This is a genomic window from Brevundimonas sp. G8 (genome assembly GCF_902506205.1).
Classification (GTDB): domain Bacteria; phylum Pseudomonadota; class Alphaproteobacteria; order Caulobacterales; family Caulobacteraceae; genus Brevundimonas.
The window spans coordinates 1,761,033-1,773,429 of record NZ_LR732816.1; the positions used below are offsets into that span (position 1 = coordinate 1,761,033).

10 protein-coding genes are annotated in these 12,397 nt (G+C 66.4%); 5 read left to right on the plus strand and 5 right to left on the minus strand.

Going from position 1 to position 12,397, the window contains the following annotated elements; translation table 11 throughout:
• Positions 1-113: 113 nt before the first annotated feature.
• The 3 genes from rpsA (at position 114) to mscL (ending at position 2,844) form a co-directional block, all read left to right on the plus strand.
• On the plus strand, positions 114-1,817 hold the full coding sequence (gene rpsA, locus CHRYSEO8AT_RS08595) for a 30S ribosomal protein S1 (RefSeq protein ID WP_159849104.1): 1,704 nt from the start codon (positions 114-116) through the stop codon (positions 1,815-1,817).
• A gap of 274 nt (positions 1,818-2,091) precedes the next feature.
• Entirely contained in the window at positions 2,092-2,382 is a 291-nt protein-coding gene (locus CHRYSEO8AT_RS08600) for an integration host factor subunit beta (RefSeq protein ID WP_135193710.1), read from the plus strand.
• A 42-nt stretch (positions 2,383-2,424) separates the two neighbouring features.
• The gene (gene mscL / locus CHRYSEO8AT_RS08605; RefSeq protein WP_159849108.1) at positions 2,425-2,844 is read left to right on the plus strand and encodes a large-conductance mechanosensitive channel protein MscL; all 420 of its coding nucleotides are present in this window, start codon (positions 2,425-2,427) and stop codon (positions 2,842-2,844) included.
• On the opposite strand, the gene CHRYSEO8AT_RS08610 is transcribed toward mscL, so the two are convergent.
• Positions 2,845-3,996 (minus strand): N-acetyltransferase, encoded by a 1,152-nt coding sequence (locus tag CHRYSEO8AT_RS08610; protein ID WP_201304387.1) that lies wholly within the window; start codon positions 3,994-3,996, stop codon positions 2,845-2,847.
• Positions 3,997-4,281: 285 nt separating this feature from the next.
• Between CHRYSEO8AT_RS08610 and CHRYSEO8AT_RS08615 the strand changes: the two genes are divergently transcribed.
• Positions 4,282-6,213, plus strand: coding sequence for a peptide MFS transporter (locus tag CHRYSEO8AT_RS08615; RefSeq protein ID WP_159849111.1), 1,932 nt, complete (start codon positions 4,282-4,284; stop codon positions 6,211-6,213).
• A gap of 72 nt (positions 6,214-6,285) precedes the next feature.
• On the opposite strand, the gene CHRYSEO8AT_RS08620 is transcribed toward CHRYSEO8AT_RS08615, so the two are convergent.
• Positions 6,286-8,355: a TonB-dependent siderophore receptor gene (locus tag CHRYSEO8AT_RS08620; RefSeq protein ID WP_159849114.1), complete on the minus strand. Its 2,070-nt coding sequence runs from the start codon at positions 8,353-8,355 to the stop codon at positions 6,286-6,288.
• A gap of 145 nt (positions 8,356-8,500) precedes the next feature.
• On the opposite strand from CHRYSEO8AT_RS08620, the gene CHRYSEO8AT_RS08625 reads away from it, so the two are divergent.
• Entirely contained in the window at positions 8,501-9,439 is a 939-nt protein-coding gene (locus tag CHRYSEO8AT_RS08625; RefSeq protein ID WP_159849117.1) for a TraB/GumN family protein, read from the plus strand.
• Between the two features lie 7 nt (positions 9,440-9,446).
• On the opposite strand, the gene CHRYSEO8AT_RS08630 is transcribed toward CHRYSEO8AT_RS08625, so the two are convergent.
• The 3 genes from CHRYSEO8AT_RS08630 to CHRYSEO8AT_RS08640 are packed head-to-tail and all read right to left on the minus strand — an operon-like array spanning position 9,447 to position 12,373.
• A complete protein-coding gene (locus tag CHRYSEO8AT_RS08630; protein ID WP_159849120.1) occupies positions 9,447-9,752 on the minus strand; it encodes a hypothetical protein in 306 nt (101 codons plus the stop codon).
• Between the two features lie 59 nt (positions 9,753-9,811).
• Positions 9,812-11,242: a metalloprotease TldD gene (tldD, locus tag CHRYSEO8AT_RS08635; protein WP_159849123.1), complete on the minus strand. Its 1,431-nt coding sequence runs from the start codon at positions 11,240-11,242 to the stop codon at positions 9,812-9,814.
• 60 nt (positions 11,243-11,302) lie between these two features.
• Entirely contained in the window at positions 11,303-12,373 is a 1,071-nt protein-coding gene (locus CHRYSEO8AT_RS08640; protein ID WP_159849125.1) for a hypothetical protein, read from the minus strand.
• Positions 12,374-12,397: the final 24 nt, after the last annotated feature.

Sequence of the window (12,397 nt, forward strand, 5' to 3'; positions counted from 1 at the left end):
CTGCCTATCTTTTCCTCTCGCCTCGGCGCAGCGCCTTGCTGTGTGAGGGGCGTCCACCTCGCGCGGGGCCGTCCGGTCGCGCGCCACAGCCCTATCGGAAACACCAGAGCTTCATGTCTGATACTCTCAATCCCACACGCGACGACTTCTCGGCGCTGCTCGACGAACAGCTTCAGGGTCGCGACTTCGGCGAAGGCCAGGTCGTTCACGGTCGCGTCGTCGGCATCGAAAAAGATATCGTCATCATCGACGTCGGTCTGAAGACCGAAGGCCGCATCGCCATGCGCGAGTTCGGCCAAGGCGACGACGGCGCCCTGCCCAAGGTCGGCGACAACGTCGAGGTTTACCTGGAGCGCGTCGAGAACGCCCTGGGCGAAGCCGTCATCAGCCGCGACAAGGCGCGTCGCGAAGAAGCCTGGACCCGTCTGGAAGTCGTGTTCGCCGAAGGTCAGCCGGTCAACGGCGCCATCGTCGGTCGCGTCAAGGGCGGCTTCACCGTCGATCTGGGCGGCGCCTCGGCCTTCCTGCCCGGTTCGCAAGTCGACATCCGTCCGGTCCGCGACGTTGGTCCGCTGATGGGCAAGGAACAGCCCTTCGCCATCCTGAAGATGGACCGTCCGCGCGGCAACATCGTCGTGTCGCGTCGCGCTATCCTGGAAGAAGCCCGCGCCGAACAGCGCACGGAGCTGGTCGGTCAGCTGGCCGAGGGTGAAGTCCGCGAAGGCGTCGTCAAGAACATCACCGACTATGGTGCGTTCGTCGACCTGGGCGGCATCGACGGCCTGCTGCACGTCACCGACATGTCGTGGAAGCGCGTCTCGCACCCGTCGCAGGTTCTCGCCGTCGGCGACACCGTCAAGGTCCAGATCGTCAAGATCAACCCGGACACTCAACGCATCTCGCTGGGTATGAAGCAACTGCAGTCGGACCCCTGGGACGGCGTGGAAGCCAAGTATCCGGTCGGCGCCAAGTATACGGGCCGCATCACCAACATCACCGACTACGGCGCCTTCGTGGAGCTGGAAGCCGGTGTCGAGGGCCTGGTGCACGTCTCGGAAATGTCCTGGACCAAGAAGAACGTCCACCCCGGCAAGATCGTCTCGACCTCGCAGGAAGTCGACGTCGTGGTTCTGGATGTCGACGCCTCCAAGCGCCGCATCTCGCTGGGCCTGAAGCAGGCTCAGGACAATCCGTGGGACGCCTTCGTCGCCAACAACCCGATCGGCTCGACCGTCGAGGGCGAAGTCAAGAACGCCACCGAGTTCGGCCTGTTCATCGGCCTGGACAACGACATCGACGGCATGGTGCACCTGTCCGACCTCGACTGGTCGGTGTCGGGTGAAGAAGCCATCCAGCGCTACCGCAAGGGCGAGATGGTCAAGGCCAAGGTCCTGGACGTCGACGTCGAGAAGGAACGCGTCTCGCTGGGCATCAAGCAACTCGGCGGCGATCCGATCGGCGAGGGCGACACCTATCGCCGTGGCCAGCAGATCACCGTCACCGTCTCGTCGATCGAGTCGGGCGGCATCGAGGTCAAGTTCGGTGAAGACGACGCGCCGGTGACGGCCTTCGTCCGCAAGTCGGACCTGTCGCGCGACCGCAACGAGCAACGTCCCGAGCGCTTCGCCGTCGGCGATCGCATCGACGCCATGATCACCGCCGTGGACAAGGCCTCGCGTCGCGTCTCGGTGTCGATCAAGGCGCTGGAAATGAAGGACGAGGCCGAGGCGATCGAACAGTTCGGATCGTCCGATTCGGGCGCTTCGCTGGGCGACATCCTGGGCGCCGCGCTGAAGAACGCCGGCACCAAGGACTAAGCGCTTGTCCGAAAAGCGTCAGGCGCCTCGCTCAAGCAGCGAAGCGCCGCTCGCTTTGCGGTAGCGAACAAAAGATGAAGGGCGGCGGGAGCGATCCCGTCGCCCTTTTCTCTGTCTGAGACAGCGTTATGTTCGCTGGCGGACATAATTCCTGCGAATGACGCGCATCGTTGGCGGATAAGGGCTTTTTCGAGAGCCGGTCGAAGGTTAGGGTGCAGCTTCTGGATCGACGGCGGGCGAGACGGCCTGTCAAAACGAGCTGGCAGGGGCATCGATGATCAAGTCCGAACTGATCGAAAAGCTGGCGATGGAAAACACCCACCTGACCCACGCGGAGGTGGAGCGGTTGGTCAATGTCATCCTGGGCACCATGACCACGGCCCTGTCCGAGGGCGGCCGGGTCGAGCTGCGTGGTTTCGGCGCCCTGTCGGTTCGTTCGCGGCCGGCGCGGGCGGGACGCAATCCCCGCACCGGCGAGGCCGTCGAGGTGCCGGCCAAGGCCGTGCCCTTCTTCAAGAGCGGCAAGGAACTGCGCGAGCGGCTGAACGCTTCCGGCGACGCGTGATCCTGCGCCTCGCTCTCTGACGACCATCCTAAGGAAAATCCAATGAGCCTGATGTCTGAGTTTCGTGAGTTCGCGGTCAAGGGCAATGTCGTCGACCTTGCGGTCGGCGTCATCATCGGCGGCGCCTTCGGCAAGATCGTCACCAGCTTGGTCGATCAAGTCATCATGCCGCCGATCGGCTGGCTGATCGGCGGGATCGACTTTGCGGACCTGAAGATCACCCTGCCGGTCAATCCGGCCAATCCGACCGGCGAGCCGGCCGTGATAGAATACGGCGCCTTCATCAATGTGATGATCCAGTTCCTGATCGTCGCCTTCGTCATCTTCATGATGGTGAAGCTGATCAACAAGCTGCGCCGCCAGCAGGCTGCCGAACCGGACGCGACACCTTCGGCGCCCACCGCGACCGAAGCCCTGTTGATCGAAATCCGCGACGAGCTGAAGGCCCGCCCGACCGCCTGATCAGGCCTTGGAGACGCGGCCGCGCGATGTCGCGCGCGCCGCAGACGGCCGGCGGAGGCGCGTTGGCGCCGGCGGGTTGCGCGAACAGATGCCGTAGTCGCCGTCGAACGGGGTCGGCGCCCAGGCGGCCGCCAGCGCCGGATCGTCGATGATGGCGTGGCAATGGCCCCAGCCGCCTTCGCGTCGCGCCGTCGTCGCCAGCTCGCCTAGCCCGGCCAGCAGGCGCGGGGTCACCATCTGCAACCGCACCTTGGCGGCGCCCATGGCGCGCGCGTTGTCGATCAGGGCCTGCGTCAGCAGTGCGATCGCATCCTGCGCCGTCTCCAGCGCGACCAGATCGATGATGTCCAGGCAGGGCGGTTCGATCAGGCTGGTCTTGGTCATCTGCGCCATGGCGGTGGCGACGATCCGGCCCTCGCGCACGCAGGCCAGCAACAGGGGCGTCAGCGTCAGGTCGGGGTCGGCCATGCGCCAGCGCAGGGTCTCGGGACTGCGATCCGCCAGCAGCCGATCCTCCGACGACAACCGTCGCCAGAAGTCGGCATAGGGCGACCCGTCCGACAGGTCGCGCAGCACGGTCACCTGCGGCGGCAGGGACGGCGCCGTCTGTCGAAACACCCGTCCATTCATCAGCTGCTCGCCCAGCCGGGCGGCCGTCTGCGCCGAGGTGCGGCCCAGAAGACTCCGCAGCACACGACCCTTGGCGCAGGCCAGCCGGTCCGTCACCCACGACAGCTTCAGTCCATGCGTTTCGGTCGGCCAAGGCGACATGCCGAACAGAGTGTAGAGCGGGGCCGAGCGGGCGTTGGCGTTAAAGGTGTAACGAGCGAACAGGCCCGGCTGTTTCAGGAAGGTGCGGATCAGCGGACGGCTGGCGCCTTTCTGGCTAGGCGGCACGATGATCGAGAAGCCGGTCGCCCCATAGAGACAGCGCGGCCCGTGCCGGAACCGCTGGATGAAGTTGCCCAGCATGGCGACGGCCTCGTCCTGATCGTCGGCGACCACCCACCCGGCCGGGGCCGCGATATCCTGGCGCGCCGGATTGGCCTCCAGCCAGCGCCAACCGGCCGGCGACCGTTCGGGCCAGCCCACGTCGCGGTGCAGCCTGTTCAGGGCTTCATGGTCGGATCCGACGATGGGTCGCACGGACATCGGGCGCTCCTTCCCATTATGAAACCGGAGGTCTCTCCTGGGCGCGAGGATTGCAGAATGGGCGCCAACTTCTATCACTTCAGGTTGTGTCTGGCGACAGGTCTTCGCGGCACGCTGTCCCACAACGGCCTTAACACTTGTTCGGATTCGCCCGCTGTGCTGGGTATGCGCCTTTCGCGCGCCCGATAGCGGCGCGGCAGTTGGGAGTGAGCCGTTGAATATGACGGACATGGGGGGCGCGCGACTTACGCGCTGCGTTACGAAACTTCGACGTGGGGTGGCGGCATGAATATCGTCGTCGCTCTTGGACTGATCATCACATTCGCAACCGGCGTGCCGGTGCTGATGCAGATCCTCAAACACCATCCGCGCGGACTGATCATTCTGTTCTTCGCCGAGATGTGGGAGCGTTTCTCCTACTACGGCATGCGCGGCATCCTGATTTTCTTCCTGACGCAGCACTTCCTGTTCGACGACACGATGGCGGGGTCGACCTACGGCTCCTACACCTCGCTGGTCTATCTGCTGCCCCTGCTGGGCGGCATCATGGCGGACCGGTTCATCGGCACGCGCAAGGCTGTCGCCTTCGGCGCCCTGTTGCTGGTCGCCGGTCACGGCATGATGGCCTTCGAGGGGCGTCCGGCGACGGAAACCCTGACCTACGCCGGTCAGACCTATCAGATCGACGCCGAAGGGCGTGGCGCGGCCCGCGAAGTCGCCATCGTCATCGATGGCCAGAAATACAGCTTCGAACCCGCCGAAAACGGCATCGCCATTCAGAACCTGCCGGCGACCTCGACCCTGCCTGCTGTGATTCCGACCGCTGACTACAAGATCGAAACCACCCGCGACATGGCGGGCGTGAACGTCTTCTATCTGGCGATTTCGCTGATCATCATGGGCGTCGGCTTCCTGAAGCCGAACATCTCGACCATCGTCGGACAGCTTTATCCGCAGGGCGATCCCCGGCGTGATTCCGGCTTTACCCTCTACTATTACGGCATCAATCTCGGGGCCTTCTGGGCGGCGGTGCTTTGCGGCCTTCTGGGGCAGACCATCGGCTGGTGGGCGGGCTTCGGCCTGGCTGGCATTGGCATGGCGCTGGGCTGGGTCGTCTTCATGCTTGGCAAGCCGCTGCTGCAAGGCAAGGGCGAGCCTCCGGCCGACGCCAATCTGAAGAAACCCATGCTGGGGCCGATCAACCGCGAATGGTCGATCTATCTGCTCAGCATCCTGGGCGTGGGCATCGTCTGGTTCATGGTCCAGCGTAATGCGCTGGTCGGTTGGGTTCTGGGCGCCGCGACCGTCGCTTCGTTGCTGTTCATCCTCTACGTGATCGTCAAGGTCTGCGAGAGCAAGGCGCAGCGCGAGCGGATGATGCTGGCGATGGTGCTGATCTTTGGATCGGTGGTCTTCTTCACCCTGTTCGAACAGGCCGGCACGTCGCTGAACCTGTTCGCCGATCGTAACGTGGACCTGAGCATCACCCCGCAGGCCTTCCAGTTCCTGGGCGTCACGGTGGGAACGCCGGCCCAGTTGGCCGCCGCCGGCATCACGCCAAGCGGCTTCTGGATCGACGCGACGATCACCGCCGCCCAGACCCAGTCGTTCAACGCCGGCTTCATCCTGATCTTCGCGCCCATCATGGCCGCGATCTGGGCCTTCCTGGCCAAGCGCAAGCTGGATCCCAATCCGACAATGAAGTTCGGCCTGGGCCTGCTTCAGGTCGGTCTGGGCTTCATGATCGTGGTGTGGGGCGCTGGCATGGCCAACTCAGCCTTCCAGATGCCGCTGCTGCTTCTGGGCCTGCTCTATCTGTTCCACACCACGGGTGAACTGTTCCTGTCGCCGGTGGGCCTGTCGGAAATCACCAAACTGTCGATGGCCAAGGTGGTCAGTTTCATGATGGCGGTCTGGTTCCTGGCCAGCTCCATCGCTCAATACGTCGGTGGCTGGATCGCCGGCCTGGCGGGCACGGAGACCGTGGGCGGCCAGGTGCTGAACCCCGGACTGGCGCTGCGGACCTCGCTTGAGGTGTTCAGCATGCTGGGGCTTTGGGGCATGGGCATCGGCGTGGCCTTCATCGTCATCAGCTTCTTCATCAAGGGCTGGTCGCATGGGGCGAACGACAGCGGCGATCATCCTGGACCGTCGTTGAGCGATCGGGGCCAGGAGGATGGCAACATCGCTGCGCCGCGGACCTCCACCGTCGGCTGATCCTCGAGTGTCGACATGAAGAAGGGCGGCGTCCGCGAGGACGCCGCCCTTTTTTCTTGCTGGGACCGCTGGTCAGAAGGTCTTGCGGACGCGCAGCGACACGAAGGTGCGCGGGTCGATGTCGCGGTCTTCGACGAAGGCGACGGTGCGCGGGTCGCGCGAGGCATAGACCGTGCGGCGGATGGTGAAGTCGTCCCACAGGTTCAACTGGGCGCGGATGGCCAGGGTAGGCGTTGGCTTGTACTCGACGAAGGTCTCGACATAGCCCGACCCACGCCAGATGCTGACCTGATCGGGACCGTAGGTGGGCTGGCCCAGACGGGGTAGCCAGTTGATTCCCCACTGGGTCTTCCAACTGGTGATGTCCTGCTGGAAGCCGACATTGGCCTGGCTGGCGCGGACGCCGGAGATCCGCCGATCTTCGCCCGTGGTCGGGTCGGTGACGCTGGTCTTGTTCCAGTCGTTCTTGAAGGTGAAGCGGCCGCCCGAGATGCCGAACTTGTCCAGCGGGACGGTGACGTTCAACGACAGCTGGTCCAGCGTGCCGTCGCCGATGTTGCCGACGGCCGACAGGCCCTCCGGCAGGGGCAGGCGGTCGATGACGTCGATGATCTCGTCATGGCGATAGCCGATGGCCACCACGCCCTGGCCCCAGAAACGGCGCTCGTAGGTCAGTTCTGAAATCCAGCGCTGCTCAGGCTCCAGATTGACGTTGCCGCCATAGACATTGTTGTCACCCAGGTCGGCCGAGGCGGCGAAATCGCCGAAGTCGAGCTGGCCCAATTCACGCTCGAAGCGGAAACGCACCTGATTGTCGGCCATCGGCGTCCAAGTCGCCAAGAAGCGCGGCTTGGCGAAGAAGAAGCTCTTTTCCTGGTCCGCATCGCCCGACTGCTTGATAGTGGAGGCCTCAAGCCGCACGCCGCCTTCCAGCGTCAGCTTGGGGTTCAGCCGCCAGGTCGCCTTGGAGAAGGCCTCCCCGCGCGTCTCCTCGACCTTTACCGAGGCGCTGGGCAGGTCGACGGGTGCACCGCCGATGGTGAAGCCCTGCTGCACGTCCAGCATATTGTAGGCCACTTCGCCGCCAGCTTCGAACGTCAGGGCGGCCGAGCGTTCGTGACGCACGAGGGCGCGCAGGATGGTTTCGGACGTATCGCCCTTCGACGTGAACTGCTGTTCCGGCGTGACCGTCCCGTTCAAGGTCTCGTTGCTGTTGGAGACGTTGTCGGTGTCGCCGAACTCGTGAATGAAGCGGGTTTCCACCTGCCAGCGCGGGTTCAGGGTGCGCGTCCAGGTCACACCGACCTCGCCGAAATGCTCCTTTTCGCCATAGTCGCTGCGGCGCAGCGAGGTGGGCGAGCTCAGCTCGGACCAGTTTTGCCAGTCGCTGACGCCATAGCGCGCCGTACTTTCGACCTTGCCGCCGAACAGGGGGCCGGAGTAGTTGCCACGGATCGAGTTGCTGCCGCCCCAGCCGTCGTTCTCATACCGCTCGTCGCGGATGACCTGGCCCGCGGCATTGGTGCGGATCGAACGGCCGACGCCGTTGGAATCGCTGGACCCCATACCGTCCGACAGAACGACGCCCCAACTGCGATCCCCATTGCGCGCGGTGAACTGATACGAGCCGCCGTAGATGTCATGGCCGCCTTCGAACAGCATGGCGTTCCAGGTCAGGATCGACTGGCGGCTGGTGGTGGATTTCAGGACGACGTTCACGACGACCGCATAGCCCTGCATGTCGATGCCGGACGCGCCGCCGCGAATCAGCTCGATGCGCTCGACCTGGTTGGCCAGGGTGCGGCCCAGGACGTTCGAACCCGAGTCGTTCTTGGACGCCGGGCGGTTGTTGTTGATCAGGACGTTGCCGACTGCCCCTTCGAACCCACGCGCGCCCGAGCCGTCGTCGATGGAGAAGCCGGGCACCCGGTTGACCATATCCAGAGCGGTGTTGGGGCGCTGGGTGGCGAAGAAGTCTGGGGTGAAGACCAGTACGCCGCGCTGGCTGGCGTCGGCAAGCGGCGCCTCATTGGTGGGGCCGGTCGGGATCGGAGCTTCGGCGACTTGCGGTACGTCTCCGGCGAAGGCGGCGCCGGCGGTGAAGAGCAGGGCGGTGCTGGCCAGCAGCAGGGTCTTGGTCATGGGGTTCCCCTCGGTTCGTTGGCGAGAGGTGTGCCGATCCGGCGTCTTCATCTCCAGTTACAAGGCGGCAAGGTGGATTAAATCGACGACATAATTACAGGGATTTCATTACACGTCGGACAGTAAAACATCTTACAGCGATGTAATGATCAGACGCTCATCTTGCCTGTTGTTGTCCCTGCTGGCCGCCGGCGCGCTGGCCGGTCCGGTCTCGGCCCAGGAGGTTCCGTCCGATGCGGTCGAGGACATCGTCGTCACGGCGCGCCGGATCGAGGGACCGATGTGGGAGGTGCGGCGCGGCGACAGTGTCCTGATCCTGGTCGGATCGATCGACGGCCTGCCCCGTGACATGGAATGGCGCACCGACGCCCTGGTCTCGGCGGTCGAACGCGCAGATCGGGTGCTGTTCCCGGTGCAGGGCCAGGCGTCGCTGGCGGATGTCGGGCGACTGCTCTGGCGGATGCGCACCCTGACGCGCCTGCCGGGTGACCGCACCAGTGCGGACTATCTGTCGCCCGAACTTGAGGCGCGGGTGGAGCAGGTGACGGGCGAGGGCCCCAGCCGCAAGAGCATGCTGATGCTGTCGGCGGACCTGATGGAACATGGCGGCTATGCGCGTCGGGCGCGGCCGGTGTCGGAGGTGGTGCGTCGCGCCGCCCGGACCAACCGCACCCCGGCCGAGCCTGTCGGCGTCTTTCGCGGCGACGAGATGGTCGACAAGATCCTGACCACGCCGCCCGAGGCCTATATGGACTGCATCACGGCGGCAGTGACGGCGGCGGAGGCGCATCCCGAAGAAGCCGCGCAGCGGGCCGAGGCTTGGCGCCTGCGGCGTGTGCCCGCCGTATTGGCTTCGTCGTTGGATCAGGCGACCAACGCCTGTTCCTACTGGGCGGTGATGGGGCAAGGCGAGACGCTGCGCGACATCTGGAACACGGCGGTGGACGAGGCCCTGGCCGAGACCGGCGTCACGGTCGCCATCGCGCCCTTGCGGTTGCTGGCCGAACCAGGCGGCATGCTGGATCGTCTGGAGGCGAACGGGCTGGAACCGCTGGGTCCCGAATGGCGTCCGTCCGCCCCCTGACGAGGCCTTAGTTAGCGGGAGCCGGCGCGCGTTCCGGCACGGCGTCACGCGCAGCGTCGCCGATGTTGTCGGCGGCGTTGCCGACGCTCTCGGCCGCGCCGGCGACGGCGTTGGACTCGATCGCGTCGTTGCGGTTCATGTTCATCAGGAAATAGCCGATCACCAGCACGGCCAGCAGGCCGATGATCAGGGCGACGATGGCGCCCATGCCACTGCCGCTGCGACGCTCGACGACGGTCGTGGGGGCGGCGGTGGTTTCGGTGATGCGTTCAACCCGGCCATCGGGATGTTGGATTTCACGTTCGGTCGGCATGGTGTTTCCTCTCTGTGGTGGCGAGGAAACCCGCCCTGAGCGGATACGGTTCCGCTGGGTCAGACCGCCGTTCCGCCAACGGTCAAGCCGCCGATTTTGAGCGACGGCTGACCGATACCTACCGGCACGCCCTGTCCGGCCTTGCCGCAAACGCCGACGCCGGGATCAAAGGCGAAGTCGTCGCCGACCATCTGGATTTTGGTCAGGGCCGTGGCGCCGTCGCCGATCAGGGTGGCGCCGCGGACGGGTGCGGTGATGACCCCATCTTCGATCAGATAGGCCTCGTTGCACTGGAACACGAACTTGCCGTTGGTGATGTCCACTTGGCCGCCCGAGAAGTTGGCGGCGTAAAGGCCACGCTTCGTATTGGCGATCATGTCGGCCTTGGAGTCCTTGCCGCCTTCCATGAATGTGTTGGTCATGCGCGGCATGGGCATGTGGGCGAAGGACTGGCGACGGCCGTTGCCGGTCGCGACCACGCCCATCTGACGCGCCGAGAGCCGATCGTGCATCAGCCCGACCATGATGCCGTCCTCGATCAGGACGGTGCGCGAGGTCGGGGTGCCCTCGTCGTCGATGGACAGCGACCCGCGCCGCCCGGCGACAGAGCCGTCATCGACCACGGTGACGCCGGGAGCAGCGACGCGCTTGCCCATCATGCCGTTGAAGACGGACGAACCCTTCCTGTGGAAGTCGCCCTCGAAGCCATGGCCGATGGCCTCATGCAGCAGGACGCCGGGCCAGCCGGCGCCCAGGACCACGTCCATCTCACCCGCCGGACAATCGATGGCGTCCAGATTGACCAGGGCCTGACGCAGGGCCTCGTCCACCTGGGCCTGCCAGCGTTCGGGGGCGACCCAGGCCTCGAACCCGGCCCGACCACCGGCGCCGGACGAGGCGCTCTCGCGCTTGCCGTTCTGCTCGACGGTGACGGCGACGTTCAGCCGGACCAGGGGGCGGACATCGCGTACGGCCCGCTCGTCGGCGCGCAGGATTTCGATGGTGCGGCGCTCGCCTACCAGCGAGGCCGAGACCTGGACCACGCGCGGATCGCGGGCGCGGGCCCAGGCGTCGATCTCGGCCAGCAGGGCGATCTTGTCGGAGAAGGCAGGCGAGGCGAGGGGATCGACCTCGCCATACAGTTTCTGATTGGTGGCGCGCGGCCCCTCGGCGACCAGAGCGGCGTGGCCCTGTTTGGCAAGCGCGGCGCTGTCGGCGGCGCGGCGGAGGGCGGCGGCCGAGATCTCGTTGGCGTGGGCGTATCCGGCGGTCTCGCCCGCCACGACCCGCAGGCCGAAGCCCTCGGTGGCGTCATAGGCGGCGGACTTCAGCCGGCCGTCGTCGAACACCAGGCTCTCGCTCTCGGACCGTTCCAGGAACAGCTCGCCGTCGTCGGCGCCGGCCAGGGCCGTTTTCAGGATCGACAAGGCTTCGTCGGTATCGACGCCGGCGGCGTCGAGGATGGGCGGCGGGGAGGCGTGAACGGTCATGGCCTGTAGGTAGGGGCTGCAGGCCGTTTCGTCACCTGCGAAGGCGCGCGATCTTTCGGATCAGTCCAGCGGTTGAGGCCGGGTTACGACCGGGGCGTCCGGATCGCTGGCGCTGGGACGCGCCGCGGTCGGAGGCGGTGTGGACGGCACGACCACTAGCGGCTCTGTCTGAACCGTCGGTGCGGGCGTGGGCGTAGGCGTGACGGGCTGAGCAGCGGCTGGCGCCGGTTCGCGCGGCGCAACGGTCGCCGGGCGAGGTTGAGCTGTCGGGGTGGTCGTCGTCGTCGGCGGCGTGGTGCGGGCGGCCGGGGTCGGCGCGGTCTGCGCCTGGACGGGGGCCGGGGCGGGTGCGGCTGTCGCTGGCGTCGGCGTTTCAGCCTGAACGACGGGGGCTGCCCCGGTCGGGACCGTGTCGGCCGGCGGCGTGGTCAGCGGCGCCTCGGGGGCCACGGCGGCGGTCGTCGCAGGGGCGGGCGTGGAGGCCGGACGCGTGGCGAACCAGGCGCCGCCGCCGATCACCAGCAGGGCGGCGACGCCCGCGCCGACATAGAGTGGCAGGCGCGAGGGCTTGGCCGGCGCGCGGGCGAAGCTGGGCGTCACTTGGGGCGCAGACGCTTCCACAACAGGTTTCGAAGCGACGGGCGGCGCGACGACGGGTTTGGCCGCGACTGGCGCCGTCTCTGCCGGCTTCGGCGTGGGGGCAGGCGCGGCCTGCGGCGTCGGCAGCGGACGCACGGTCAGGTCGGCGTCGGGCAATGGCGCGGCTTGCGGCGCGGGCTGTGGCGTTGCTGGCTGGGGCGTCGTCGCCTGGGCCGGACGCGCGGTCGGGATCAGTGATCCGCCCAGGATGCTTGCGGTCTGCGGACGCGGCGGCCTGGGCTGCGCGGGCGCTCGGTTCGGAGCCGCCACCTGCCTCTTGGCGGGCGCCACGCCGGATGCCAGGCTCTGCGTCTGGATCGAGGCTTGCTGCTGTTGCGGCGAGGGCTTGCGCGGCGGCGGATTGGGGATGCGGTCCAGCGGATTGGGCGCGACCGGCACCGGCCCGACGTGGAAGGTCGTCGCGGGCATGCGTCCCCACGTCACCGGCTTGCGGGCAAAGGGCTCGGGCGGGGTCTTCTGATCGTCGGACATTCTATTCCATTCGCTGGCGATCTG

What these genes read in the sequence shown, in the direction of transcription:
- CHRYSEO8AT_RS08625 (WP_159849117.1), top strand. Translation starts at nt 8,501, where the DNA reads ATGATCAGACGCTCATCTTGCCTGTTGTTGTCCCTGCTGGCCGCCGGC.
- CHRYSEO8AT_RS08630 (WP_159849120.1), bottom strand. Translation starts at nt 9,752, where the DNA reads ATGCCGACCGAACGTGAAATCCAACATCCCGATGGCCGGGTTGAACGC.
- CHRYSEO8AT_RS08620 (WP_159849114.1), bottom strand. Translation starts at nt 8,355, where the DNA reads ATGACCAAGACCCTGCTGCTGGCCAGCACCGCCCTGCTCTTCACCGCC.
- rpsA (WP_159849104.1), top strand. Translation starts at nt 114, where the DNA reads ATGTCTGATACTCTCAATCCCACACGCGACGACTTCTCGGCGCTGCTC.
- CHRYSEO8AT_RS08640 (WP_159849125.1), bottom strand. Translation starts at nt 12,373, where the DNA reads ATGTCCGACGATCAGAAGACCCCGCCCGAGCCCTTTGCCCGCAAGCCG.
- CHRYSEO8AT_RS08615 (WP_159849111.1), top strand. Translation starts at nt 4,282, where the DNA reads ATGAATATCGTCGTCGCTCTTGGACTGATCATCACATTCGCAACCGGC.
- CHRYSEO8AT_RS08610 (WP_201304387.1), bottom strand. Translation starts at nt 3,996, where the DNA reads ATGTCCGTGCGACCCATCGTCGGATCCGACCATGAAGCCCTGAACAGG.
- tldD (WP_159849123.1), bottom strand. Translation starts at nt 11,242, where the DNA reads ATGACCGTTCACGCCTCCCCGCCGCCCATCCTCGACGCCGCCGGCGTC.
- CHRYSEO8AT_RS08600 (WP_135193710.1), top strand. Translation starts at nt 2,092, where the DNA reads ATGATCAAGTCCGAACTGATCGAAAAGCTGGCGATGGAAAACACCCAC.
- mscL (WP_159849108.1), top strand. Translation starts at nt 2,425, where the DNA reads ATGAGCCTGATGTCTGAGTTTCGTGAGTTCGCGGTCAAGGGCAATGTC.